General features: G+C 72.6%; 25 protein-coding genes. 18 read left to right on the top strand and 7 right to left on the bottom strand.

The features are described from left to right. Positions 1–2: 2 nt before the first annotated feature. A complete protein-coding gene (locus tag ACFQRI_RS16620; RefSeq protein ID WP_380669532.1) occupies positions 3–1,289 on the bottom strand; it encodes a nicotinate phosphoribosyltransferase in 1,287 nt (428 codons plus the stop codon). A 106-nt stretch (positions 1,290–1,395) separates the two neighbouring features. Here ACFQRI_RS16620 and clpS point away from each other — a divergent pair, with 106 nt between their 5' ends. From clpS to ACFQRI_RS16590, 6 genes are all read left to right on the top strand, one after another. Beyond that, complete coding sequence (clpS, locus tag ACFQRI_RS16615) at positions 1,396–1,689, top strand: ATP-dependent Clp protease adapter ClpS (protein ID WP_344134887.1); 294 nt, start codon at positions 1,396–1,398, stop codon at positions 1,687–1,689. Beyond that, the gene (locus ACFQRI_RS16610) at positions 1,690–2,253 is read left to right on the top strand and encodes a DUF2017 domain-containing protein (protein ID WP_380669530.1); all 564 of its coding nucleotides are present in this window, start codon (positions 1,690–1,692) and stop codon (positions 2,251–2,253) included. It abuts the gene before it with no gap. Between the two features lie 64 nt (positions 2,254–2,317). After that, a complete protein-coding gene (locus ACFQRI_RS16605) occupies positions 2,318–3,346 on the top strand; it encodes a P1 family peptidase (RefSeq protein ID WP_380669528.1) in 1,029 nt (342 codons plus the stop codon). Positions 3,347–3,442: 96 nt separating this feature from the next. Continuing rightward, positions 3,443–3,898 (top strand): M67 family metallopeptidase, encoded by a 456-nt coding sequence (locus ACFQRI_RS16600; RefSeq protein WP_380669526.1) that lies wholly within the window; start codon positions 3,443–3,445, stop codon positions 3,896–3,898. Between the two features lie 66 nt (positions 3,899–3,964). After that, entirely contained in the window at positions 3,965–4,243 is a 279-nt protein-coding gene (locus ACFQRI_RS16595; RefSeq protein WP_380669524.1) for a MoaD family protein, read from the top strand. Positions 4,244–4,254: 11 nt separating this feature from the next. Then, positions 4,255–5,205 (top strand): PLP-dependent cysteine synthase family protein, encoded by a 951-nt coding sequence (locus ACFQRI_RS16590; RefSeq protein WP_380669522.1) that lies wholly within the window; start codon positions 4,255–4,257, stop codon positions 5,203–5,205. A gap of 64 nt (positions 5,206–5,269) precedes the next feature. Here ACFQRI_RS16590 and ACFQRI_RS16585 read toward each other — a convergent pair whose 3' ends face one another. After that, complete coding sequence (locus ACFQRI_RS16585) at positions 5,270–6,112, bottom strand: SMP-30/gluconolactonase/LRE family protein (protein WP_380669520.1); 843 nt, start codon at positions 6,110–6,112, stop codon at positions 5,270–5,272. Between the two features lie 160 nt (positions 6,113–6,272). Here ACFQRI_RS16585 and ACFQRI_RS16580 point away from each other — a divergent pair, with 160 nt between their 5' ends. The 6 genes from ACFQRI_RS16580 (at position 6,273) to ACFQRI_RS16555 (ending at position 10,794) form a co-directional block, all read left to right on the top strand. Beyond that, positions 6,273–6,905: a rhomboid family intramembrane serine protease gene (locus ACFQRI_RS16580; protein ID WP_380669518.1), complete on the top strand. Its 633-nt coding sequence runs from the start codon at positions 6,273–6,275 to the stop codon at positions 6,903–6,905. Continuing rightward, positions 6,902–7,714 (top strand): glutamate racemase, encoded by an 813-nt coding sequence (murI, locus tag ACFQRI_RS16575; protein ID WP_380669516.1) that lies wholly within the window; start codon positions 6,902–6,904, stop codon positions 7,712–7,714. Before ACFQRI_RS16580 ends, murI begins: the two co-directional genes overlap by 4 nt. Beyond that, a complete protein-coding gene (locus ACFQRI_RS16570) occupies positions 7,711–8,481 on the top strand; it encodes an MBL fold metallo-hydrolase (protein WP_380669514.1) in 771 nt (256 codons plus the stop codon). The genes murI and ACFQRI_RS16570 overlap by 4 nt, the downstream gene beginning before the upstream one ends. Positions 8,482–8,621: 140 nt before the next feature. Further along, complete coding sequence (gene rph / locus ACFQRI_RS16565) at positions 8,622–9,377, top strand: ribonuclease PH (RefSeq protein WP_380669512.1); 756 nt, start codon at positions 8,622–8,624, stop codon at positions 9,375–9,377. Continuing rightward, positions 9,374–9,976: an RdgB/HAM1 family non-canonical purine NTP pyrophosphatase gene (rdgB, locus tag ACFQRI_RS16560; protein ID WP_380669510.1), complete on the top strand. Its 603-nt coding sequence runs from the start codon at positions 9,374–9,376 to the stop codon at positions 9,974–9,976. Before rph ends, rdgB begins: the two co-directional genes overlap by 4 nt. A gap of 59 nt (positions 9,977–10,035) precedes the next feature. Then, positions 10,036–10,794 (top strand): sulfite exporter TauE/SafE family protein, encoded by a 759-nt coding sequence (locus tag ACFQRI_RS16555; protein ID WP_380669508.1) that lies wholly within the window; start codon positions 10,036–10,038, stop codon positions 10,792–10,794. A gap of 71 nt (positions 10,795–10,865) precedes the next feature. Here the strand turns inward: ACFQRI_RS16555 and bcp are convergent, their stop codons facing one another. Then, positions 10,866–11,339, bottom strand: a complete 474-nt coding sequence (gene bcp / locus ACFQRI_RS16550) for a thioredoxin-dependent thiol peroxidase (RefSeq protein WP_380669506.1) — start codon at positions 11,337–11,339, stop codon at positions 10,866–10,868. Positions 11,340–11,457: 118 nt separating this feature from the next. On the opposite strand from bcp, the gene ACFQRI_RS16545 reads away from it, so the two are divergent. The 3 genes from ACFQRI_RS16545 to ACFQRI_RS16535 all read left to right on the top strand — a co-directional run bounded on the left by ACFQRI_RS16545 (position 11,458) and on the right by ACFQRI_RS16535 (position 14,507). Beyond that, a complete protein-coding gene (locus ACFQRI_RS16545) occupies positions 11,458–13,191 on the top strand; it encodes a pyruvate dehydrogenase (RefSeq protein ID WP_380669504.1) in 1,734 nt (577 codons plus the stop codon). Between the two features lie 251 nt (positions 13,192–13,442). Continuing rightward, complete coding sequence (locus ACFQRI_RS16540) at positions 13,443–14,294, top strand: helix-turn-helix domain-containing protein (protein WP_380669502.1); 852 nt, start codon at positions 13,443–13,445, stop codon at positions 14,292–14,294. After that, positions 14,295–14,507 carry a DUF397 domain-containing protein gene (locus ACFQRI_RS16535; protein ID WP_380669500.1) on the top strand — a complete coding sequence of 71 codons (213 nt, stop codon included), beginning with the start codon at positions 14,295–14,297 and terminating at the stop codon, positions 14,505–14,507. It abuts the gene before it with no gap. Here ACFQRI_RS16535 and ACFQRI_RS16530 read toward each other — a convergent pair. The 3 genes from ACFQRI_RS16530 to ACFQRI_RS16520 form a co-directional block, all read right to left on the bottom strand. Beyond that, a complete protein-coding gene (locus tag ACFQRI_RS16530) occupies positions 14,478–15,959 on the bottom strand; it encodes a PH domain-containing protein (RefSeq protein ID WP_380669498.1) in 1,482 nt (493 codons plus the stop codon). The two genes, ACFQRI_RS16535 and ACFQRI_RS16530, sit on opposite strands and share 30 nt — an antisense overlap. Then, positions 15,956–16,453, bottom strand: a complete 498-nt coding sequence (locus tag ACFQRI_RS16525) for a PH domain-containing protein (protein ID WP_380669496.1) — start codon at positions 16,451–16,453, stop codon at positions 15,956–15,958. Before ACFQRI_RS16525 ends, ACFQRI_RS16530 begins: the two co-directional genes overlap by 4 nt. A 141-nt stretch (positions 16,454–16,594) precedes the next feature. After that, complete coding sequence (locus ACFQRI_RS16520; protein WP_380669494.1) at positions 16,595–18,055, bottom strand: glycosyltransferase family 39 protein; 1,461 nt, start codon at positions 18,053–18,055, stop codon at positions 16,595–16,597. Positions 18,056–18,250: 195 nt separating this feature from the next. On the opposite strand from ACFQRI_RS16520, the gene ACFQRI_RS16515 reads away from it, so the two are divergent. The 3 genes from ACFQRI_RS16515 (at position 18,251) to ACFQRI_RS16505 (ending at position 21,687) form a co-directional block, all read left to right on the top strand. Continuing rightward, a complete protein-coding gene (locus tag ACFQRI_RS16515; protein ID WP_380669492.1) occupies positions 18,251–19,507 on the top strand; it encodes a sensor histidine kinase in 1,257 nt (418 codons plus the stop codon). Further along, positions 19,500–20,159 (top strand): response regulator transcription factor, encoded by a 660-nt coding sequence (locus tag ACFQRI_RS16510; RefSeq protein ID WP_380669490.1) that lies wholly within the window; start codon positions 19,500–19,502, stop codon positions 20,157–20,159. The genes ACFQRI_RS16515 and ACFQRI_RS16510 overlap by 8 nt, the downstream gene beginning before the upstream one ends. Positions 20,160–20,883: 724 nt before the next feature. Continuing rightward, positions 20,884–21,687: a S1 family peptidase gene (locus ACFQRI_RS16505; protein ID WP_380669488.1), complete on the top strand. Its 804-nt coding sequence runs from the start codon at positions 20,884–20,886 to the stop codon at positions 21,685–21,687. A gap of 55 nt (positions 21,688–21,742) precedes the next feature. On the opposite strand, the gene ileS is transcribed toward ACFQRI_RS16505, so the two are convergent. Next, on the bottom strand, positions 21,743–24,835 hold the full coding sequence (ileS, locus tag ACFQRI_RS16500; protein WP_380669486.1) for an isoleucine--tRNA ligase: 3,093 nt from the start codon (positions 24,833–24,835) through the stop codon (positions 21,743–21,745). Positions 24,836–24,861 lie beyond the last annotated feature (26 nt).

Genomic DNA, 24,861 nt, shown 5'->3' with positions numbered 1-24,861 from the left:
TTTCAGGGCTGCCGGAAGGTGGTGGGAATGGCCTGCTCGCCCTGGGAGAGCTTCAATCCCTCCCACGGGAGGGTGACCAGGGCGTGCCGGAGCCGCTGGCGGTCGTCCTCCAGCGTCGGCAGCCCGTCGACCCGCTGGCCGTCGCGGATCAGCGGCACCTGCAGGTGCCGGTCGTGCGGACCGAGCTCCGGCGGCGAGTCCGGGTGGAACACGACCTCCTCGACCGCGGTGCCGGTCTCCTTGTGCCTGCGCACCGCGGCCTTGCGCCCGCCGCGGGACTCCTTGTGCGAGCTGCGCTTGGCCACCGGGCGGTCCTCGACCTCGACGAGCTTGTAGACCATCTCGGCGGTCGGCGCGCCGGACCCGGTGACCAGCGAGGTGCCGACGCCGTAGCCGTCGACCGGCTCGGCGCGCAGCGCCGCGATCGCGTACTCGTCCAGGTCGCCGGAGACCACGATGCGGGTGCTGGTGGCGCCCAGGCGGTCGAGCTGCTCCCTGGCCTGCCGCGCGAGCACGCCCACGTCCCCGGAATCGATGCGCACCGCGCCCAGCTCCGGTCCCGCGACCTCCACGGCCAGCTCGATGCCCTTGGTGATGTCGTAGGTGTCGACCAGCAGGGTGGTGCCGGTGCCCAGCGCGGCGACCTGCGACTCGAAGGCCTTGCGCTCCGAGTCGTGCAGGAGGGTGAAGGCGTGGGCGGCGGTGCCCGCGGTCGGGATGCCGTAGCGGCGCCCGGCTTCCAGGTTCGAGGTGGCGGTGAACCCCGCGAGGTAGGCCACCCGCGCGGCCGAGACCGCCGACTCCTCGTGGGTGCGCCGCGAGCCCATCTCGATGATCCGCCTGCCGTTGGCCGCCGAGACCATGCGCGCCGCGGCACCGGCGATCGCGCTGTCGTGGTTGAGGATCGACAGCACGACCGTCTCCAGCACCACCGCCTCGGCGAAGCTGCCGCGCACGGTGAGCAGCGGCGAGCCGGGGAAGAACAGCTCGCCCTCCGGGTAGCCGTCGACCTGGCCGGAGAAGCGGTAGTCGCGCAGCCACTCCAGGGTCCGCTCGTCGACCACGCGGTTGTCCGCCAGCTGAGCGAGCTCGTCCTCGCCGAAGCGGAAGTTCTCGATGGCCTCCAGCACCCGTCCGGTCCCGCCGGTCACTCCGTAGCGGCGCCCGTGCGGCAGCCGCCGGGTGAACACCTCGAAGGCGCACTGGCGGTGCGCGGTCCCGTCGCGCAGGGCGCTGGCGAGCATGGTCAGCTCGTACTGGTCGGTCAGCAGCGCGGTGCTAGAGCTCATGCCCGGAACATTACGTGGTCCGCGTGGGGGAACCCGGGGACGTGCGGCGTTCCGAATTGCCCGTGCGCTCGACACGGCCGTTACCGGCGCGTGCGACGATGGAACCATGACCTCGCCCGCTGAAGCCGAGCGCGCGCAACTCGAGCCGGACGCCGCAGGCACCGAGGACAAGCCGTGGGTGACCGTGGTCTGGAACGACCCGGTGAACCTGATGTCCTACGTGACCTACGTGCTCCAGAAGGTCTTTGGGTACTCCAAGGACCACGCGACGAAGTTGATGCTGGACGTGCACCACAAGGGACGGGCGGCGGTGTCCTCGGGCTCCAAGGAGAAGGTCGAGGGCGATGTGGCCAAGCTGCACGCCGCCGGGCTGTGGGCAACGATGCAGAAGGATTCGTGAGTGGACGGCTGGACCCGCAAGAACGGCCACGTGCAGGCTGAGCTCTCCCAGCAGGAGGCCGCCGTCATCCGGGGACTGGTCGGGCAGATCAAGGACATGCTCACCGCCCGCGCCGACGAGGCCCCCGAGGACGAGCTCGCGCAGCTGACCGGGATCCGCACCGGGCCGACCACCCCGCCGGAGGACCGGGTGCTGGAGCGGTTGCTGCCCGACTTCTACCGCCGCGACCCGATCACCGGCGACACCGACGAGGACGAGGCCGACGCGGCGGGCGCGATGCGCTCGCTGCACGAGCCCGAGCTGCTGGAGGCCAAGACCGGCAACGCGAGCCTGGTGCTGGAGACCTGCCCGAAGATGGGCGGCGAGGTCCAGCTCACCGGCGAGCAGGCGGACGGCTGGTTGTCGGCGATCAACGACGTCCGGCTGGCGCTGGGCACCGCGCTGGACATCGAGGAGGACATGCCCGACGAGCTGCCCGACGACGACCTCCGCCGGGAGCACCTCGGGGTCTACCAGTGGCTCACCTGGGTGCAGGACAGCCTGGTCTCGGCCCTGATGGACTGAGCGGCGACGAGGAACCGCGCCCCGGGGTGCGTTCCGGGGCGAGCTGCGCGACGGAGGAGGGCCGATGCGGCCGGGTGAGCGGAACGCGCTGGTCGACGTCTCCGGCGTGTCGGTGGGGCACGCGCAGCGCCTCGACGAGCGCTGGGCCACCGGGGTCACCGCGGTGCTCACCCCGGACGGCGCGACGGGCGCGGTCGACGTGCGCGGTGGCGGTCCGGGCACCAGGGAGACCGACGTGCTCACCGCCGACCACCTGGTGCAGCAGGTCCACGGCGTCACCCTCACCGGCGGCAGCGCCTACGGTCTGGCCGCCGCCGACGGCGTGATGCGCTGGTTGGGCGAGCGCGGCCACGGGGTTCCGGTGGGAGCGCCGGGGCAGGTCGTCCCGGTGGTGCCCGCCGCCGTGATCTTCGACCTGCCGATGAACGACTGGGGCAACCGGCCCGACGCCGAGCTGGGCCACCTGGCCTGCGAGAACGCGGGCGCGGACGCGCGGCGGGGAAACATCGGCGCGGGCACCGGCGCGGTCGCCGGCCCGGTCAAGGGCGGCATCGGCACCGCCAGCGCGGTGCTCCCCGACGGCACCACCATCGGCGCGCTGGTCGCGGTCAACGCCTCCGGCTCGCCGATCGATCCGGACACCGGCCTGCCCTGGACCGCCGCCGACGGCCTGCGCGCACCGTCGGCCGCGGAGGTCGAGGCCGCCCGCGCCGCCCACGAGGTCCGCCCGGGCAGGCGCGGTCCGATCGACCGGCCGCTGAACACCACGATCGGCGTGGTGGCCACCGACCTGCGGCTGAGCAAGCCGGAGTGCCAGCGGCTGGCGGTCGCCGCGCAGGACGCGCTGGCCCGCGCGGTGCGCCCGGCGCACCTGCTGGTCGACGGCGACACCATGTTCGCCCTGGCCACCGGCACCGGCACCGGCGCGGCGCTGCCGCCGGTCGGCGAGCCGGGCTGGGCGCTGCGCGTGGACGAGATCACCGCCGCGGCGGCCGGGGTGGTCGAGCGGGCCATCGTCGACGCCGTGCTCGCCGCGCGGCCGGTGGGCGAGGTGACCTGCTACACGCGCCTCTACCCCTCCGCGCTGGAATGAATCATCGTGGTGCGGCGTTTGCCCTGACGAAAGCGCACCCGACCTCGGCATTTCACATGCTGGGAGCTCGGTGCCCCACCTACTAGGATGGTTGCTGTGCTGGTGATCCGACGCGACCTCGTGGACGCGATGGTCGCGCATGCCCGACGGGACCACCCGGACGAGGCGTGCGGCGTGATTGCCGGACCGGAGGGGTCCGATCGCCCCGAGCGCATGGTCGAGATGATCAACGCCGAGCGGTCGCCGACCTTCTACCGGTTCGACAGCGCCGAGCAGTTGAAGGTGTGGCGCGAGATGGACGCCGCCGACGAGGAGCCGGTGGTCATCTACCACTCGCACACCTCGACCGAGGCATACCCGTCGCGCACCGACATCTCCTACGCCTCGGAACCCAACGCGCACTACGTGCTCGTGTCCACGCGGGACCCCGAGACCCATGAGCTGCGTTCCTACCGGATCCTCGACGGCGAGGTCACCGAAGAGCCGGTGGAGGTCGTGGAGTCGTACATGTTCGCCCACACCGGTAGCGACGAGGTCCCCGACCGCGGCTGACCCGCGGCTCGCCCCTTCCGCTGTTCGCGTTCCCTATCAAGTCCTTTGTGGACAGGAGGTTCCCCCATGGCAGTCAACGTTTCCATCCCCACCATCCTGCGGACCCACACCGACGGCCAGAAGTCCGTCGAGGCCAAGGGCGACACGCTCGCCGGCGTCATCGACGACCTGGACGCGAACTACAACGGCCTCAAGGACCGCCTGGTCAAGGAGGGCAACCTGCACCGGTTCGTCAACGTCTACGTCAACGACGAGGACGTGCGCTTCTCCGGTGGTCTCGAGGCCAAGGTCTCCGACGGCGACAACGTGACCATCCTGCCGGCCGTGGCCGGCGGCATGCGCTGACGGGAGCTCTCGTGGCTCGATTCGACTCGTTGCTGGACGCGCTGGGGGACACCCCGCTCGTCGGGCTGCCGCACCTCTCGCCGGCACCGGACGTCCGGCTGTGGGCGAAGCTGGAGGACCGCAACCCGACCGGCTCCATCAAGGACCGGGCGGCGTTGAACATGATCGAGGCCGCCGAGAAGGAGGGCCGGCTCACCGCGGGCTGCACGATCCTGGAGCCGACCTCGGGCAACACCGGGATCTCGCTGGCCATGGCCGCCAAGCTCAAGGGCTACGGCCTGGTGTGCGTGATGCCGGAGAACACCTCCGAGGAGCGGCGCCAGCTGCTGCAGGCCTACGGTGCGCGGATCATCTCCTCCCCGGCCGCGGGCGGGTCGAACCAGGCCGTGGCGATGGCCAAGGAGCTGGCCGAGCAGAACCCGGACTGGGTGATGCTCTACCAGTACGGCAACCAGGCCAACGCCGACGCGCACTTCCGCACCACCGGTCCGGAGATCCTGCGCGACCTGCCGACCATCACGCACTTCGTGGCGGGACTGGGCACCACCGGCACCCTGGTCGGCGTCGGTCGCTACTTGCGGGAGAACCAGCCCGGCGTGCAGGTGGTCGCGGCCGAGCCCCGGTACGGCGAGCTGGTCTACGGGCTGCGCAACCTCGACGAGGGCTTCGTCCCGGAGCTCTACGACGAGAGCGTGCTGAGCAGGCGCTTCTCCGTGGGCTCCTACGACGCCCTGCGCCGCACCCGGCAGCTGCTGGAGAGCGAGGGCGTCTTCGCGGGGATCTCGACGGGCGGCGTGCTGCACGCGGCCCTGACGATCGCCGAGAAGGCCGCTGCCGAGGGCGAGTCCGCCGACATCGCCTTCGTGGTCGCCGACGCGGGCTGGAAGTACCTCTCCACCGGCGCCTACAGCGGGTCCCTCGACGAGGCCGCCCAGCGGCTCGAAGGCCAGCTCTGGGCCTGAGCCCTCTTTTCATCAAGAGTCCCCGAGCGCGATGCGCTCGGGGACTCTTGATGAAAAAGGGCGCTCAACCCGTGAAGGCGTGGGGGCGCAGGCCCTCCGGGAGGTCGCGGAGGGCCAGGAGGGCGCCGTCGGCCTCGCCCGGCTCGGGGACGTCGTCGGTCGCGGTGGTGATGTAGAGGTCGGTGAGGTCCGCGCCGCCGAAGCACAGGCCGGTCGGGCGCTTCGCGGGCAGCGGGACCGAGTCGAGCAGCTCGCCGGTGGACGCGTAGCGGTGCAGCTCGCCCTTGTCCCGCACCGCGGTCCAGATGGCGCCGTCGGCGGCCACGGCCAGACCGGCGGGCTCGCCGCCCACCTCGCACAGCGCGCGGCGGTTGCCGGCCGAACCGGTGGCGAGGTCGAAGTCGAGCACGTCCACGCGGCCGGTCCCGGCGTCGGCGACGTAGAGCCGGGTGTCGTCCGGGCTCCAGCCCAGGCCCAGCCCGGCGCGCAGGTCGTCGAGCAGCACGCCGGCCGAACCGTCCGGGCCGACCCGGACGAGCCAGCCCTGCCCGCCCTCGTCGGCGCGGACCGTGCTGGCCCACAGCCGACCGCGGCGATCGACCAGCGTCGCCCCGCCGGTGAAGCCCTCGCGCCCCCAGTAGGCCAGCCAGGTCCGGGTCTCGCCGTGCGCGTCGAACAGCGCGATGCCCTCGGCCAGGTGCAGCACCACCCCGCCGCGGCTGCGCGGTTTGGCGCCGCCCGCGGGCTGCGGGACCTGCATGGTGGCGTTGCCCCCGCCCGGGCGGAAGCGGTGCACGGTCCGGGACGGCGGATCGGTCCACAGCAGCGTTCCGGTGCCGACGTCCCAGGTCGGCGCCCGTCCGCAGCGCGCGGCCGCCGGTAATGCGATGTCGGCCTGGGCGAGCACGCTTCACCTTTCAACCACTCGGGGCAACGGCCCGAACCCTATCGCGAGGGGAGGGGTCGGCCGCGCGCGGCGCGGTGAAGCTGATCTTGACGGCCGGTTCGCCGCAAATCTGCGGGTTGTCCCCGACCCGAAGCCCTCCTGCGAGTCGTAAGCTCGGGGTGTGACCCGACCGATCGAACGCCGTCGCCCGCGCGTGCTGCCCGCGAACCCGCTCGGGTCCGCGATCGGCATGCTCGCGGCCCTCGCGGTGCTCTACGGGATCGAGTTCTACGACCGCGCCACCCCGCCGCAGGACCTCGAGGGCAACGGCATCCTGCCGCGCGATCCGGACGGCCTCGACGGCGTCCTGTGGGCCCCGCTGCTGCACGCCGGCTGGCCGCACCTGATCAGCAACTCGGTGCCGTTCCTGGTGCTGGGCTGGCTGGTGCTGGCGGGCGGGCTCCGCCAGTTCATCGGCGTGACCGCGGTGGTCTGGCTGGTCGCCGGCGCCGGCACCTGGATGATCGGTGCCACCCCCGGGGTCCACCTCGGCGCTTCCGGGGTGATCTTCGGCTGGATGGTGTTCCTGCTGCTGCGCGGGTTCGTCCAGCGCAGCGCGGGCCAGATCCTGGTCGCGGTGGTGCTGTTCGTCTACTGGGGCGGGATGCTCTGGGGCGTGCTGCCCGGCCAGCCGGGCATCTCCTGGGAGGGGCACCTCTTCGGCGCGCTCGGTGGGGTGCTGGCCACATGGCTGGTGGCGCGCAGCACGGCGCGGCGGGATTCGCGGCGACCTCCTGGCACACTGACCGGGTGACCAACGCTCCGATCGGGGTCTTCGATTCCGGCGTCGGCGGGTTGACCGTGAGCCGCGCGATCATGGATCAGCTTCCCGGCGAGACGCTGCGCTACGTCGGGGACACCGCCAACGCACCCTACGGTCCGATGCCGCTGGCCGAGATCCGCTCGCGCACCCTGGCGATCACCGACGAGCTGGTCGAAGACGGGGTGAAGATGCTGGTCATCGCCTGCAACACGGCCTCCTCGGCCTGCTTGCGCGATGCCCGCGAGCGCTACGGCATCCCGGTGGTGGAGGTAGTGCTGCCCGCCGCCCGCCGCGCGGCGGCGACCACCCGCAACGGCAGGGTCGGCGTGATCGGCACCGACGCCACCATCCGCTCGCGCGCCTACGAGGACGCCTTCACCGCCGCGCCGAACATCGAGCTGACCACCGCGGCCTGCCCGCGGTTCGCCGAGTTCGTCGAGCGCGGGATCACCAGCGGTCGCCAGGTCCTCGGCCTCGCGCAGAACTACCTCGACCCGCTGCAGCAGGCCGACGTCGACACCCTGGTGCTGGGCTGCACGCACTACCCGCTGCTCACCGGTGTGCTGCAGCTGGCGATGGGCGAGCAGGTGACGCTGGTGTCCAGCGCGGAGGAGACCGCCAAGGACGTGGTGCGGTTGCTCACCGAGGGCGACCTGCTGGCCGAGCCGCGTCACGTGCCCGAGCACGAGTTCCAGGTCACCGGCGAGCCCGAGCGGTTCGCCAAGCTCGCCCGGCGCTTCCTCGGCGGCGCCCCCGCCGCGGACGCGGTGCGCCCGTTGCGGACGGAGCCCGCGGCATGAAGCTGACCGTTCTGGGCTGCTCGGGCAGCATCGTCGGGCCCGACTCGCCCGCCTCGGGCTACCTGCTGGAGTCCGGTGGCACGCGGATCGTCCTCGACCTGGGCAACGGCACCCTCGGGGCGCTGCAGCGCCACCTCGACCCGTTCGCCGTGGACGCGCTGCTCTTCAGCCACCTGCACCCCGACCACTGCGCGGACTTCGGCGCGCTGACCGTGCTGCGCCGCTACCGGCCGAACCCGCCGTACGACACGCGCGAGCACCGGTTGCCGGTGATCGCCCCGGAGTACGCGCCGCAGCGGTTCGCCCAGCTCTACGCCCCGACCGCGGCCGAGCTGGCCGAGACCGACCTATCGGACGTCTTCGACTTCCGCCCGATCCCGCGGGAGCCGCTGCGCATCGGCCCGTTCGCGGTGACCGCGGTGCCGATGGAGCACCTGTGCCCGACCTGGGGCTACCGGGTCGAGGCCGAGGGCAAGGTGCTGGCCTACACCGGCGACACCGGGCCCTGCGGCCGGCTCGCCGAGCTCGCCGCGGGCGCCGACCTGTTCCTGGCGGAGGCCTCCTGGGAGGACCACCCGACCGCGCCGCGGGGCGTGCACCTGTCCGGCCGCCAGGCGGCCTCGGTGGCCGCCGAGGCCGGTGCCCGTCGCCTGCTGCTGACGCACCTGGTCCCGTGGACCGATCACCAGGCGATCCTCGCCGAGGCCCGGGAGGTCTTCCCCGGGCCCCTGGAGCTGGCCGCCCCGGACGCCACCCACGAGATCTGACCTCGCCCGGCTCGCTCCTTTCATCGGAAGTCCACCGGCGCTCTGACGAGCGGAGCGGCCGGCGGCGCGCTGCGCGGGGTCGTCGCGGTTGGTGGCGGGCCCTCGGCCGGGAGGTGGCGGCCGGGGCTTAGGCTTGACGCGTGGCGAGATCGGATGGGCGGAGCGACGACGAGCTCCGGAAGGTGCGCATCACGCGCGGTTATCAGGACTGGCCGGCGGGCTCCGTGCTGGTCGAATTCGGCCGCACCCGGGTGCTGTGCGCGGCCAGCGTGCAGGACGGGGTGCCCCGCTGGCGCACCGGCTCCGGGCTCGGTTGGGTGACCGCCGAGTACGCGATGCTGCCGTCGGCGACGAACACCCGCGGTTCCCGCGAGTCGGTGAAGGGCCGCATCGGCGGCCGCACGCACGAGATCTCCCGGCTGATCGGCCGGTCGCTGCGCGCCTGCATCGACATGGCCGCGCTGGGCGAGAACACCATCACCCTGGACTGCGACGTCATCCAGGCCGACGGCGGCACCCGGACCGCCGCGATCACCGGTGCCTACGTGGCGCTGGCCGACGCGATCACCTACCTGGGCGCGGCGGGCAAGCTGCACGACCCCAAGCCGCTGTCCTGCTCGATCCAGGCGGTCAGCGTCGGCGTGGTGGACGGCCGGGTCCGGCTGGATCTGCCCTACGAGGAGGACTCGCGCGCCGAGGTGGACATGAACGTGGTCGCCACCGACCACGGCACCCTGGTCGAGGTGCAGGGCACCGGCGAGGGCGCCACCTACACGCGGTCCACGATGGACCAGATGCTGGACTTCGCGCTGGCCGGCTGCGCGCAGCTGTCCGAGGCGCAGGCCGCCGCGCTGGCCGAGCCCTACCCGGGCGAGCTGCCGGGGAGCGCGAAGTGACCCGCGTGCTGCTGGCGACGCGCAACCAGAAGAAGCTGGTCGAGCTGCGCCGGATCGTGCAGGCCGAGGAGCTCGGGCTGGAGGTCGTCGGCCTGTCCGACGTGCCGGAGTTCCCGGAGGCGCCGGAGACCGGTGCCACCTTCGAGGAGAACGCCGTCGCCAAGGCCGCCGACGCGGCGCGGGAGACCGGTCTGCCCGCGGTCGCCGACGACTCCGGCATCGAGATCGACGCGCTCAACGGGATGCCCGGCGTGCTCTCGGCGCGCTGGGCCGGTCGGCACGGCGACGACCAGGCCAACCTGGACCTGGTGCTGGGCCAGCTCGCCGACGTGCCCGACGAGCGGCGCGGCGGTGCGTTCGTCTCGGCGGCCGCTCTGGTGCTGCCGGACGGCACCGAGACCGTCGTGCGCGGCGAGTGGCGCGGCCGGATCATCCGGGAGGAGCGGGGCGGCAACGGCTTCGGCTACGACCCGATCTTCGTCCCGGAGGGTGAGACGCGGACCTCCGCGGAGCTCTCCCCGGAGGAGAAGGACGCCGACTCGCACCGCGGTCGTGCGCTGCGCCTCCTGCTGCCCTCGTTGCGGAAGTTGGCGGAATGAGGTGTGAGCCGCCTCGCCCCGGTGGGGGCAAGGGGCGGCTCGGCGGCTAACTTCGGTTCGTGTTCACCGATTGGCTCGAACCGGCCCTCATCGTCGTCGTCGGATTCCTCTCCGGCGCGGTGAACGCGGTCGCCGGTGGTGGTTCCCTGCTGGTCTTCCCGGCGCTGCTGGCGACCGGGATGCCGCCGCTGGTGGCCAACGTGACCAACTCGGTGGCCCAGGGCCCCGGTTTCGTCGGCGCGGCGGTCAGCCAGCGCGACGACCTGCGCGGCAACCGGCGCCGGTTGTGGACGACCTCGGCCGCCGCGGTCGTGGGTTCGGCCATCGGCTGCGTGCTGCTGATGGTGCTGCCCAGCGAGGTCTTCGACGCGGTGGTGCCCGCCCTGGTCGGGCTGTCGGCGGTGCTGATGGCCTTCCAGCCGACGATCCGCAAGTGGTTGGGCGCGCCGGCCGAGGGCGCCCCGGACCGCACGCTCGTCCTGACCATCGGGATCTTCCTGGCCTCGATCTACGGCGGCTACTTCGGCGGGGCGCGCAGCGTCATCCTGATCGCGATCCTGGTGCTGGCCGCCACCGACTCGATGCGCAGGCTCAACGCGCTGAAGAGCTGGCTGGGCATGATCGGCAGCGCGGCCACGCTGGTCGTCTACGCCCTCATCGCCCCGGTCGACTGGCTCTCGGTGGCGATGCTGGTGCCCACCACGCTGCTCGGCGGCTTCGCCGGCGGCAAGCTCGCCCAGGTCCTGCCCGCCACGTTCCTGCGCTACCTCGTGGTGGTCATCGCCGCGGGCGTGGCGGTCTACATGGTCCTGGACTAGCGGGGCGCCTCTTTCATCAGAAGTCCCCTGCGAGCGCCGCTCGCAGGGGACTTCTGATGAAAGAGGCCGGGTCAGAGGCCGAGGTCGCGGCGGAGGCGCTCGACGTGGCCGGTGGCCTTGACGTTGTAGAGGGCCGTGGCGATCTTGCCCTCCTGGTCGACGACGAACGTCGAGCGGATGACGCCCTGGACGATCTTGCCGTAGTTCTTCTTCTCGCCGAAGGCGCCCCACTCGGTCATCACCGCGCGGTCCTCGTCCGACAGGAGCGGGAAGGTCAGCCCCTGGTCGTCGCGGAACTTGGCCAGCTTGGCCGGCTTGTCCGGGGAGATGCCCAGCACGTCGAAGCCCGCGTCGTTGAGCACCGCGAGGCTGTCGCGGAAGTCGCAGGCCTCCTTGGTGCAGCCCGGGGTGGCCGCGGCCGGGTAGAAGTACACGACCACCGAGCGGCCGCGGTAGTCCTCCAGCGACACGGTGTTGCCGTCGGCGTCCGGCAGCGAGAACTTCGGCGCCTGGTCACCGGGCTCGAGTCGGTTCTGCTCACTCATGCGCACGACGCTAGCCGATGAGGGCGACGAGCGGGAGCCGACCGCGTCGAGTTGCAGCTCCGCGGGTGGGCGGGTAGGCGGTGTGGTGGCAGTTCCACCAACTCAGGAGGAGTGTCCGATGCCCACGGTCGCCGAGCAGTTCATCGAGATCCTGGTGCAAGCAGGGGTGAAGCGGATCTACGGAATCGTCGGCGACAGCCTGAACCCGGTGGTCGACGCGGTGCGCCGCACCGAGGGGATCGAGTGGGTGCACGTCCGCCACGAGGAGGCCGCCGCCTTCGCGGCGGGTGCGGAGGCGCAGGTCACCGGCAGTCTGGCGGTGTGCGCGGGCAGTTGCGGGCCCGGCAACCTGCACCTGATCAACGGCCTCTACGACGCGCACCGCAGCGGTGCGCCGGTGCTGGCGCTGGCCTCGCACATCCCGTCCGAGCAGATCGGCACCGGGTTCTTCCAGGAGACCCATCCCGAGGAGCTGTTCAACGAGTGCTCGCACTTCTGCGAGCTGGTCTCCACCGCCGGGCAGATGCCCCGGCTGATGCGCACCGCGATGCAGACCGCCGCGGGACGGCGCGGCGTGTCGGTGCTGGTGATGCCCGGCGACGTGGCCGAGCAGCCCGCGACGCACCCGACCGGCAGCGGCGTGGTGGAGTGCGAGCCGCCCACCGTCGTGCCCGATCAGGAGCAGGTGTCCGCGCTGGCCGACAAGCTCAACCGCGCCGAGCGCCCGATGCTGTTCTGCGGCGCGGGGACCCGCGGCGCGCACCGGGACGTGATGGCCCTGGCCGGTCGGATCAACGCGCCGGTCGGGCACGCCCTGCGCGGCAAGGAGTGGATCCAGTACGACAACCCCTACGACGTGGGGATGAGCGGGTTGCTGGGTTACGGGGCCTGCCACGAGGCGATGCACAAGGCGGACCTGGTGGTGCTGCTGGGCACCGACTTCCCCTACGACAACTTCCTGCCGCAGGAGCGCACCGTGCAGGTCGACATCGAGCCCAGCCACCTGGGCAGGCGCACCGAGCTGGACCTGGCGGTGCACGGCGACGTCGGCGAGACCATCCGCGCGGTGCTGCCCAAGGTGAACCAGAAGTCCGACCGGTCCTTCCTGGACAGGATGCTGCGCGAGCACGCGGGCACCCTGGAGAAGGTGGTCGAGGCCTACACCCGCGACGTCGAGACGCAGGTGCCGATCCACCCGGAGTACGTCGCCGACGTGCTCGACGACCTGGCCGCCGAGGACGCCGTGTTCACAGTGGACACCGGCATGTGCAACGTGTGGGCGGCCCGCTACATCACGCCCAACGGCGAGCGCCGGGTGCTCGGGTCCTTCGTGCACGGTTCGATGGCCAACGCGCTGCCGCAGGCCATCGGCGCGCAGCTCGCCGAACCCGGCCGGCAGGTGATCTCGATGTCCGGCGACGGCGGGCTGTCCATGCTGCTGGGCGACCTGCTCAGCCTGCGCACCCATCAGCTGCCGGTGAAGCTGGTGACCTTCAACAACTCCTCGCTGGGCATGGTCAAGCTGGAGATGCTCGTCGACGGCCTGCCGGACTTCGGCACCGACCACGACGGGGTGGACTTCGCGGCGCTGGCCAAGGCGGCGGGGATTCACGCGCAGCGGGTCGAAAAGCCCGGCGAGGTGCGGGACGCGATCGGCGAGGCGCTCAACCACCCCGGACCGGCGCTGGTCGACGTCGTCACCGACGCCAACGCGCTGTCCATGCCGCCGCGGATCACCGGAGAGCAGGTGAAGGGCTTCGCGCTGGCGGTCAGCCGGACCGTCCTCTCCGGAGGCGTGGGCAAGATGGTCCAGCTGGCCCGCAGCAACCTCCGCAACGTCCCGCGCTTCTAGGCGGTTTCGGAGGTCGCTGCGCGTGGCGGTGCGGGTAGCAGGCCGAGCGGGGCCGTCTCGTGGTGCATCCGCCTGCGCGGCGCGGGGGCGTCCTCACCGCGAAGCCGCTGGAGAACCCGCGGCGGTGCGGGTCGATCCCCGCGCTCGGAGCAGCGGCTGCGCCGCAGTCCTCGACAGCGCCCGAGGTTCGCGGTCGGGCCGCTGGGTGACCGGGTGCTGACGCAGTGTCGCGTTCGGTGCAGGATTGGTCCATGAACGTCAGTCCCACGGTGCGGCGTCGCCGGTTGGCCGCCGAGTTGCGCAGGTTTCGGCTGCGAGCCGAGGTCACCCAGCTGCAGGCCGCCGCGCACCTCGGTTGCGCCCAGGCCAAGATCGGGCGGTTCGAGACCGCCAAGCGCTCGCCGTCGATCGGCGACGTCACCGCGCTGCTGGACTTCTACCGCGTGGAGGGCGCCGAGCGGGATCAGCTGATCAACCTCGCGCGCGACGCGCGCAAGCGCGGCTGGTGGCACTCCTACAGCGACGTGCTGCCCGAGTGGTACGAGACCTACGTCGGTCTGGAGTCCGAGGCCTCGGAGATCCACACCTACGAGGCCGAGGCCGTCCCGGGGCTGCTGCAAACGCCCGAGTACGCCTACGCCATCACCAAGTCCACGCTGGTGCGCGCCACCGATCCGGAGATCGGGCGCCGCGCGGACCTGCGCATCCAGCGCCAGGACCGGGTCACCGGGGAGGACCCGCTGGAGCTGTGGGCGGTGATCGGCGAGGCGGCGCTGCGTCGCCCGGTCGGTGGTGACGGGGTGCTGCGCAGGCAGCTGGAGCACGTGCTCAAGCTCGGCGAGCTGCCCAACGTCACGGTCCAGGTCATGCCGCTGGACGCCGGGGCGCACCCGGCGCAGGCGGGCCCGTTCGTGATCCTGCGCTACGCGAACCACATCGACCCGGACGTGGTCTACCTGGAAACCCACGTGGGCGGCCTCTACCTGGAGCGCGAGATCGAGATCGCCAACTACACCAGGATGATGGACCACCTCCGCGCGCACGCGGCGACTCCGGAGGGCACGGTGCGGCTGATCGAGCGGCGAATAGGGGAGTTGTTGTAGATGGCCGGCTTCACCGGCTGGCGCACCAGCACTCGCACCCAGGGCCAGGGGCAGTGCGTCGAGGTCGGTTTCACCGGGGACGAGGTCGCGGTGCGCGACACCAAGGACCGCGCGGTCGGCATCGTCCTGTCCAGGCGGCAGTGGCGGCACTTCCTGGAGCGCCTGGCGCGGGACGAGTTCGACTCAGTCGCGTTGCAGGAACGGGGCGATTAGCCCGGGAACGGCCTCGTCGGCCACCGCGAGGCCGGTCCCGGTGTCCACGTCGTGCACCCGGTAGATGTGGGAGCCCGCCGCGGTGGTGGCCCCGACGGTCATCAGGCCCGCCCGCCGCTGGAACACCGTGCGGCTGATCCGCCAGCCGATGATGTCGTCGCGCTGCAGCGCCACCGTCCTGCGCAGCCCGCTGCCGTTCCGGGCCAGGAGGTACCGGTCGTCGAGGCCGTGCCCGAGGTTGCGGTGCGCGTCGACGGCGAAGCCCAGCCCGATCGCGAGCGCCAGGACCGCGACGAGCACCACCAGCCACACCGGGATCCGGCCCAGCCACGCCAGCGCGGAGCAGGCCAGCAGCACCGGGACCGCGGCGAACAGCGCCCAGTTGATCCGCCGCCGCAGCGCGCGGCGGGTGTGCCCGCGCAGGGCGACGTCGAAGGCGCTGTGCCGCAGCACCTTCCACGTCACCCGCAGCGCCTCGGTGCGCGGGGCGGGCGGCAGCAGCGTCTTGCGCTCCGGTTGCTTCTTCTGGTCCGAGCCCTGCGTGCTGTTCAGCCCGGTGGCCACCGCGTTGAGCCGGGCACCGCGGAACCAGCGCAGCAGCAGCGGTTCGGACAGCTCGACGCCGCGCAGCCGCCGCTCCTCCAGCGACAGCGATCGGGTGGTCAGCAACCCGCGGGTGACCCGCAGGGTGCCGCCGGGCTCGCGGGTGAGCCGGTAGCCCCACCACATCTCCGCGGACAGCAGCACCGCCCCGACCACGCCGACCAGGAGCGCGGCGGCGACCGAGAGCAGCGCGAAGAGCACCAGGCCGAGCGCGAGGAAGGCGTCGCCGAGCTCCCGCCACACGCCCCAGCTGGCGAGCACCTCCTGCGCGTTGCCGACCACGGAGCCGATCGCGCCCCAGACCACGAGCATCAGCGAGACGGTCAGGGCCGAGTAGGCCAGCCACAGCGGGTTGAGCTCGGCCAGCAGCCCGTCGGCGGGTTCGGCCTCAGCCCGCTCGCGCAGGATCAGCCCCCGGCGGATCTCCTCGGCGGCGGCGCGGTCGATCGCGTCCAGCCGGATCTCGCCCTCGCCGCCCTGGCCGCCGGTGGAGACCTTGACCGTGGCGATGCGTAGGACCCGCTGCACCGGGTTCGCGGTGAGGTCCACCGCGCGGATCCGCTCGCGCGGGATCGAGCGGTGGCTGCGGAACACCCCGCCGCGGGAGAACTCGAAGCGCTCGGCGGTGATCCGGTAGCGGGCGAAGTGCCACTCGTAGAACCCGGCGGCGCCGATCAGCGCCGCGACGGCCAGCCAGATCCCGGTGGTGCTCAGCACCGGGATCGCGCCGGCGCCGGCGATCAGCATGATCAGCAGCGTCACCGGCAGCGGGAGGAGCACGAAGATCAGCACCGCGAGGGTGGACCTGAGCTCCAGCTGGTGCCATCCGCCGTCGAAGACGCCGCTCATGTCGCATCTCCCGGGGTGGCCTGGGTGGTGGCGGTGAGCTGCTCGACGATCTCGCGCGCCTGCCGGTGGTCGAGCCCGTCGATGCTCAGCGGTCCGGCCGCCGACGCGGTGGTGACGGTGACGCTGGAGAGCCCGAAGACCTGCTGGATCGGCCCCCGCGCGGTGTCGACGGTCTGGATCCGCGACATCGGCGCGATCCGCCACTCCTGCAGCAGCCAGCCGGCCGCGGTGTAGACGGCGTCCTCGGTGACCTCCCAGCGGTGCACCCGGAACCGCCACTGCGGCATCACCACCACGTAGGCGGCCCCGAGCACGAGCACCACCAGCGCGCCGAGCAGCAGCCAGAAGCGCGCCGGGGGCAGGAGCGCGCCCAGCACCAGCAGCACCACCAGCGGGGGCACCACGAGGAGCAGCGCCTGCACGGTCCACCAGGCGATCGCGCGCCTCTCGACCCGGTTGCGCGGCGGGCGCAACCGCAGTCCTTCCTCGGCCACCGTCGGCCCCCTTCCGTTGATCTGGTTCCGTACGGATTGTGTCGGCACGACGTCCTCCCCGCCGGGCCTTTCGGACAAGAGGGCGCGGTGCGCCCCGCGCGGGGGAGCCGCTCGGTCGACGAGACGACCGCGCCGGCGACCTCACAGGTGCCGGATGCGCGGCCAGATCGTTGCCCAGGACTCGTGCCGCCCGGTGAGCACCCACACCGACGCGTCGCCCCGCGAGACCTGCTCCGCCTCGTCGAAGTAGCCCCGGACCGCCGCGGGGTCCCGGCCGACGAAGACCACGTTGTCAACGTCCTCGCCGGGCCGCGGGAAGTACCCGTAACCGCGGTGCGGGCTGTGCACCGCGGGCAGCTCGTGGGCGTCCTGCCCGACCTCGACCATCGCGGCGAGGATGTAGCTCTCGCCCAGCACGGCGGTGCGCTCCCGCTGGGCCGGTGGCAGCGCGGTGTAGGCGCGCGAGGCGTCGCGGGCGACCTTCTCGCTGACCGGGATCGGCATCTCCTCGCTGCTCAGCGCCGCGGGGTTCAGCAGCGCGCCCGCCGCGGCCAGCGACAGCGCGCAGACCGGCCAAACCGCCCACCCCCATCGGGACGGCCCGGCCGGTCGGTTCCGGGGGACCACCGCGGCGGCGAGCAGCACGCCGTAGAGGCCGACGACGTAGTAGGGCCGCGCGACCGAGATGACGAAGAAGACGAACAGCACCAGCGCGGCCACCGCGAACAGCCGGTGCGGCCGCAGGTCGGGGCGGGTCAGCAGCCGGTAGGTGCCCACCAGCACCAGCCCGGAGCCGAGGATCCCGGCGAAGCCCACCATCATGATCGTCGAACCGGTGCGGCCGCCGAAGAGGAACTCCGCCTCCCGCGCGACCACCGACGCCATCCGCAGCTGCGGCCAGCCGTGCAGCGCCTGCCAGATCAGCGTGGGCGAGGCCAGGACCAGCGCGATCCCCGCGCCCAGCCACAGCTTCGGCCGGGCCAGCACCGCGCGCGGGCCGACGGCCAGCGCCCCGATGAGCAGCGCCAGGCACAGCAGCGCCACCTGGAACTTCATCAGCAGGTTGATGCCGAGCAGCGCGCCGAACACCAGCAGCAGGCGATCGTTGGCGGCGCCCCGGGCGTGCTGGCGCAGCCAGCGCACCAGCGGCAGCAGCATGGCCAGCCACAGCACCGGCTCGAAGGTGTAGGGCGCCACGAAGTGCCCGATCATCGCCGTCCACAGGCCGGTCGCCGCGGCGAAGGCGGCGAGCGCCTGCCCGCGTCGCGGCGCGCCCAGCTCGCGGGCCAGCAGACCGGTCAGCAGCACCGCACCGCCGGTGGCCAGCGCGGCGGGCAGCCGCAGCGCGATCATCGAACCGGGCGCGATCCCGTCCATCGCGGCGGCGATCAGCGGCGCCAGCGGTGGCTGGTCGGCGTAGCCGAAGCTCGGGTGGTGCTCTCCGATCGCGAGCATGTAGACCTCGTCGATCCAGTAGTCCCCGAACGCGCCCGCGATGGCGTGCGCGAGCGCGGTGAGACCGGCGACGAGCAGCACCGGCCACCGCGCGAAGGCGGGGAGTCTCCCGTCGGTGACCGGTTCGGCGGTCAGCGTTGCGGTCATGGTTGCCCCCAGAGGCGTCGGAAGATGCCTCCAGTTCAGCCCGCGGGCCCCGCCTCCCGACACGGCGGTTGGTCGTCGATGCGGGCGTCGAAGGTTGCGAGCCGCACCGGCAGGTGCAACTTTCGTCTGACCCGCACCCCGGCGAAGGGTGCTTCCACCCCGTTCCGGCCGGACCGCGCGGCTACCGTGGGCGGCGTGAGAGGCCCGCTGTGGCGGCTGCTGTGGGATTCCAAGCGCGATGCCGTCTTCGACATCAGCCTGGTCATCGGGTTGCACCTGACCGGGCGCCTGCTGGGCTACCTGTACGAACCCGAGACCCCGCTCGACGCCTACGCGTGGATCGGCGGGGTGTGGGCCAGCCAGGTGCTCAACGGCCTGATGGACCTGCTGCTGGTCGCCCGGCGCCGCTTCCCGGTGGTGCTGCTGTCCGCGGCCGCGGCCTTGGCCGCCGCGCAGGCGCTGCTGATCGAGTTCGGGCCCGGGCCGCTGCTGCAGAACAACCTGGAGACCGACCCGTGGGGACCGGGGGTCACCCCGTTCGCGGTCTACGCGGCGGTCGTCTACGCCTCGGGGCCGCGGGCGAAGCGGGTGTGGGTCTGGGCGCTCATCGGCGTGCTCGCGCTGGTCGCGTTCCGGCCCTGGACCCTGCCGGGCACCGATCCGATCGTCGCGGCCGCGATCTGGACGGTGCTGCCCGCGATCCTCGGCCTCTACATCGGCGCGCGCCGCAAGCTGATGAACGCGCTGCAGGAGCGAGCCGAGCGCGCCGAGCGGGAGCAGCGGTTGCTGGCCGAGCAGGCTCGCGCCGAGGAGCGGGCCCGGTTGGCCGTGGAGATGCACGACGTGGTCACCCACCGGGTGAGCCTGATGGTGCTGCAGGCGGGCGCCCTCGGCGTGGCGAGCACCGACCCGGCGGTCCGGCAGGCCGCCGAGGAACTGCGCGGCAGCGGAGCCGAGGCGCTGGCCGAGCTCCGCGACCTGGTCGGCGTGCTGCGCCGCGGCGAGGACGAGCGGCAACCCGGGCGCGGCGACGGACCGCCCGAGCAGGTCCCGGACCTGGGCGAGCTGATCGCCCAGTCCGAGGCGATCGGCGTGCCGGTGGAGTTCACCGCGGAGGGCGAGCCCGACCTGGTCACCCCGGCGGTGGCCCGCACCGCCTACCGGGTGGTGCAGGAGGCGCTGACCAACGTGCACAAGCACGCCGCGGGCGCGTCGGTGCGGGTGAGCGCGGTCTACAGCGACGACCGGGTGCGGCTGACCGTGCGCAACACCGCGCCGCGCGGCCCCGCCGAGCTGGCGGGCAGCGGCGCCGGGGTCGGGCTGCGCGGGCTGCGGCAGCGGGTCGAGCTGGTCGGCGGGACCTTCCGAGCCGGGCCCACCGACGGCGGGGGCTTCGAGGTGGACGCGATACTGCCCGGGTACGTGCCCACCGAGGAGGCCGCCGATGCCTGAGCCGATCCGCGTCGTCGTGGTCGACGACGAACCCATGGTCTGCGCGCACCTGCGCACCATCCTGGGCTCGGCCGAGGACGTCGAGGTCGTCGACGACGCCAACGACGGCGCCGCGGCGGTGGAGGCCGTGGTCCGCCACCGCCCGGACGTGGTGCTGATGGACCTGCGGATGCCCGGGGTGGACGGGCTCACCGCCACCGAGCGCATCTGCGCCGTTCCCGACCATCCCGCCGTGGTCGCGCTGACCACTTTCGACGCCGACCAGTACGTGCTGCGGGCGCTGCGCGCCGGGGCCGCCGGCTTCCTGGTCAAGTCGACCCCGCCGCAGGACCTCATCGGCCTGGTGCGGGTGGCCGCCGACGGCCACACGGTGCTGTCCGAGGAGGCCAAGCGCAGGCTGCTGGCGGCCTCCGGCGGCGAGCAGAGCGCCCGGGAGCGAGCGGTGCGGCTGGTCCGCGACCTCACCGAGCGCGAGGTGGAGGTGCTGACCTGCTTGGGGCGGGGCCTGTCCAACGCGCAGATCGCGGCGCGGCTGCACCTCTCCGAGGCGACGGTGAAGAGCTACGTGTCGCGGATGCTGGTCAAGATCGAGTGCGACAACCGGTTGCAGGCGGGTCTGCTGGCCTACGACGCCGGGCTCGTCGCCAAGTAGGCGGTTTGCCCGGAATCTCCGCGCTGGGCGGGTTTCCGGGCGGAGTCGCCGCGGTTGGGCCGGCAGGTTGAACGATCAATCGAGTGAGCTCCACCGATTGGCCCTGGAATAGTGCACCCGAGATCGGTACACCATAGATGACGCGTCCGCCCGGCTGTCGGGGTCGGCGTGCGCGCGAGTCGTCGGTTTCGGGGATCGACGGCACCGGTCGGAGGGGTCCGGCCGAGGTTGGCAGTGTCCCCTCGGAAGCAGATCGGGGTGCCTCCGAGGGGACACTCCTTCTCTTCGGGGCTCGTGGTCTTCTCGCTCGGCGGCGCGGGTGGCGGAACCTGAGGCGCCGCGTGGCTGCGGGATCCGCTCCCTTGAGTAGCCGACGCGGCGTCGCGGCTGTCCTCGCCACGCGACGCCTCAGAACCCGCGGCGGTGCCGGCTGCTCAGGCGGGGATTCGGCTCGCGGCTCCGCCGCTTGCGCCTCGCTTTCCGGAGAAGTTGCGGAGTTCAGCCGCCGTGAGGGTTTTGTTGGTTCGCAACGGGTTTCGTTCGTGGGGTGAGGGCTTCTCGGGGAAAATGCCTGGTGGAATGGTTAAAACGGCAAATTCGGGTGCTTTCGACGGTTGGTGACCGGCGGTTACCGTTCGATCAAGCTTGCCGCTGGGGGCGCGCAGCGAGGGAAGGCAGGCTCTCCCGCGCTCCCGCGGCAGGACCTTCGAACAAGGAGTACACGATGGTCGATGCCCCACGTCGCCTCGCCCGCATGGCCGGTGCCGCCGCGATCGCGGCCGCCGCGCTGACCTCGGCCTCGGTCGCGCAGGCCGCTCCGTCCGCGCCCGCCGACGAGGTCAACCCCTACATCGTCGGCGGCGAGGACGCCGACATCGCCGACTACCCGTTCACCGTCCGGCTCACCACCGCCGACGGCCAGCAGTTCTGCGGGGGCTCCCTCGTCTCGCCGACCAAGGTGCTCACCGCCGCGCACTGCACCACCGGCTCGCAGGCCTCGGACGTCAAGGTGGTCAGCGGCCGCACCGTGATGAGCTCGAACGAGGGCACCGTCTCCGACGTCACCAACATCTGGGTGCACCCCGAGTACCAGGACGCGGCCAAGGGATTCGACGTCTCGGTGCTGACCCTCGGCGCCCCGGTGCAGGAGGCGCCGATCGAGCTGGCGCCCGCGCCCGACGACCCGACCTACGCCGAGGGGACTCCGGCCACCGTGCTCGGCTGGGGCGCCACCAGCGAGGGCGGCGAGCAGTCCGACCACCTGCAGAAGGTCGACGTCCCGGTGACCTCCGACCAGACCTGCAAGGGCGCCTACCAGGAGTACGACCCGGCGGGCATGGTCTGCGCTGGCGTCCCTGAGGGCGGTCTGGACAGCTGCCAGGGCGACTCCGGCGGGCCGATGATCGCCGACAACAAGCTGATCGGCGTCGTCTCGTGGGGCCAGGGCTGCGCCCGCGAGGGCTACCCCGGCGTCTACGCCCGGGTGGGTGCCTACTACGACGAGATCATGGCGCAGGTGAACTCCTGATCCTCGCCCGAGCGGGCCGCGCAGGTTCCCGTCCCGGGGCCCGCGCGGCCCGCGGTCACCGCACCAGCCGCACGCCCAGCCCCAGCTCCGGGTCGGTGTGCTCGTCGGCCTCCGATTCGACGACCTCGACGGCCAGCACCGCCTCGGCGATCTCGCTCGCGTGCGCGAGCATCGCCTCGCGGGTCTCGCCGCCGGCCTGCCAGTGCAGCGCGATGCGATCGGTGATCTCCAGGCCGTCGCGCTTGCGGCAGTCCTGCACGAAGCGGATGACCTCGCGGGCCAGCCCGGCCAGCCGCAGCTGCGGCGTGATCGCGGTGTCCAGCGCGACGGTCACCTCCTGCTGGGACCGCACCGCCCACCCCGACCGCGGCACCTGGCTGATCCGCACCTCCTCGGCGCCGATCCGCTCCTCGGCGCCGTCCACCAGGACCGTCGCCGCGTCCCCGGCGCGCAGTTCGGCGGTGAGCTCGGCGGGATCGCGCGCGCCGATGGCCTCGGCGACCTGCTGGGTGCGGCTGCCGAATCGCCTCCCCAGCGCGCGGAAGTCGGGCTTGACCGTCACCTCCAGCACCTCGCCGGCCGAATCCAGCGTCGTCACCTCGCGCACGTTGAGCTCCTCGGCCAGGTCGGCGCGCAGCTCCTCGGGCAGCTCCGCGCTGATCAGCGCCCGGTCCAGCGGTTGCCGCACCTTTACGCCGGCGTCCCGCCGCGCCGCGCGCCCGGCCTCCACCAGGCGCCGCTCGACGTCCACCTGGGCCAGCAGCGCCTCGTCGACCAGAACCGGTGCGGGAAGCGGCCATTCGGCCAGGTGGACGGAGTCCGGCGCATCGGGTGCGCCGGGGCGCACGCAGTGCTCCCAGACCTCCTCGGTGAGGAACGGGATGAACGGCGCCAGCAGCCTGGTCAGCAGGTCGAGGGTTTCGTGCAGGGTGTTCAGCGCGTTCGGGTCGCCGTCCCAGAACCGCTGCCGGGACCGGCGGACGTACCAGTTGGACAGCTCGTCGACGAAGTCCGCCAGCGCCCGCCCGGCACCGGCGGTGTCGTAGTCCTCCAGGCGCTCGGTGACCTCCGCGGTCAGCCGGTGCGCCCTGGCCAGCACCCAGCGGTCCAGCGCCGGGCGCAGCTCGGGCTCGTCCCCGGCCGCCCAGCTCAGCGCGGCGTAGCGGGTGAAGAACGCCGCGGTGTTCCAGTACGTCAGCAGCACCTTCCGGACGATCTCGCGCAGCTGCTCGTGCCCGATCCGCCGCGGCGACCACGGCGAACCGCTGCAGAGCATGAACCAGCGCAGGGCGTCCGCGCCGTGCTGCTCCATCAGCTCCATCGGTTCGAGCACGTTGCCGAGGTGCTTGCTCATCTTGCGCCCGTCGGAAGCCACGATGTGGCCCAGGCACACCGCGTTCCGGTAGCTGGAGCGGTCGAACAGCAGCGTGCCCACGGCCATCAGCGTGTAGAACCACCCGCGTGTCTGGTCGATGGCCTCGCAGATGTAGTCCGCCGGGTAGCTGCGGGTCAGCTCCGCCGCGCTGCCCGTCCGGTGCGGGTACCCCAGCTGCGCGAACGGCATCGAACCGGAGTCGAACCAGGCGTCGATCACCTCCGGGACCCTGGTGGCGCGGGAACCGCATTCGGCGCAGTCGAAGGTGATCTCGTCGACGAACGGCCGGTGCGGGTCCAGCTCGGTCAGGTCCCGCCCGGCGAGCTCGCCCAGCTCGGCGCGGGAGGCGACCGCGGTGACGTGGCCGCGTTCGCAGCGCCACAGCGGCAGCGGCGTCCCCCAGTAGCGGTTGCGGGACAGCGCCCAGTCCACGTTTCCCGCGAGCCAGTCGCCGAAGCGCCCGTGCTTGACGTGCGCGGGGTACCAGTTGGTGGACTCGTTCTCCCGCCGCAGCGCGTCCGCGACCTCGGTGGTGCGGACGTACCAGGACGGCTGCGCGCGGTACATCAGCGGCGTGTGGCAGCGCCAGCAGTGCGGGTAGGCGTGCTCGAAGCGCTCGTGCCGCAGCAGCAGCCCGCGCCGGTCCAGGTCCTCGACGAGCACCCGGTCGGCGTCCTTGAAGAACGCGCCGCCCACCAGGTCGATCTCGCCGAACCGGCCGTCGGCGCCGACCGGGTTGACCACCGGCAGCCCGTTCTCCCGGCAGACCTCCAGGTCGTCGGCGCCGAAGGCCGGGGCCAGGTGCACCAGGCCGGTTCCCTCCTCGGTGGAGACGTAGTCGGCCGCCAGCACCCGATGCGCTCCCGCGATCTCGACCAGCTCGAACGGCCTCCGGTAGGGCACCCCGGCGAGCTCGCGGCCGGGCACGCGGGCCAGCACCTCGCCCTCGCCGAGGACCGCGCCCGCGCGCTGCTCGGCCACCGCGAAGGTCCCCTCTCCGGTGCGCATCAGCAGGTAGGTGGCCTCCGGGTGCACCGCGATCGCGGTGTTGGCCACCAGCGTCCACGGCGTCGTCGTCCACACCAGCAGCTCCGCCCCCGAGTGCCCGGCCAGCTCGCCCAGCACCGGCAGCCGCGCGAAGACCGAGGGGTCCTCGACGGTCTCGTAGCCCTGGGCGACCTCGTGCTCGGAGAGCGTGGTCTGGTCGCGCGGGCAGTACGGCGCCACCCGGTAGTCCTCGGTGAGCAGCCCGGCGTCGAAGATCCGCGCGAGCGCCCACCACACGCTGTCCACGTAGTCCGGGTCCATCGTCCGGTAGGCCGCGGACAGGTCGATCCAGTAGCCCATCCGCGCGGTTACCGCCTCGAACGCGCCGACGTAGCGCTGCACCGAGCGGCGGCAGCGCTCGTTGAACTCCGCGATGCCGATGCGCTCGATGTCCGGTTTGCCGGACAGTCCCAGCTCCTGCTCCACGGCCAGCTCCACCGGGAGGCCGTGGCAGTCCCAGCCGGCGCGGCGCGGCACCTGGTAGCCCTGCATGGTGCGGAAGCGCGGGAAGACGTCCTTGAACACCCGGGCCTCGACGTGGTGGGTTCCCGGGGTGCCGTTGGCCGTGGGCGGCCCCTCGTAGAACACCCAGCGCGGACCGCTTTCGGTGCGCTCCAGGCTGCGCTCGAAAACGCGCTGCGCGCGCCACCGCTCGATGCGGCGGCGCTCGGCGGCCGGCAGATCCACGTCCGGTGCCAGCGGGGCGAACCGCGTGCCTGCGTCCATCGGCCCATGGTCGCGCGCATCCCGGG

Origin of the sequence: Saccharopolyspora griseoalba, from assembly GCF_042665275.1 — a bacterium.
GTDB classification, from domain to species: domain Bacteria; phylum Actinomycetota; class Actinomycetes; order Mycobacteriales; family Pseudonocardiaceae; genus Saccharopolyspora; species Saccharopolyspora griseoalba.
This window is presented reverse-complemented; position numbering and strand designations above follow the sequence as displayed.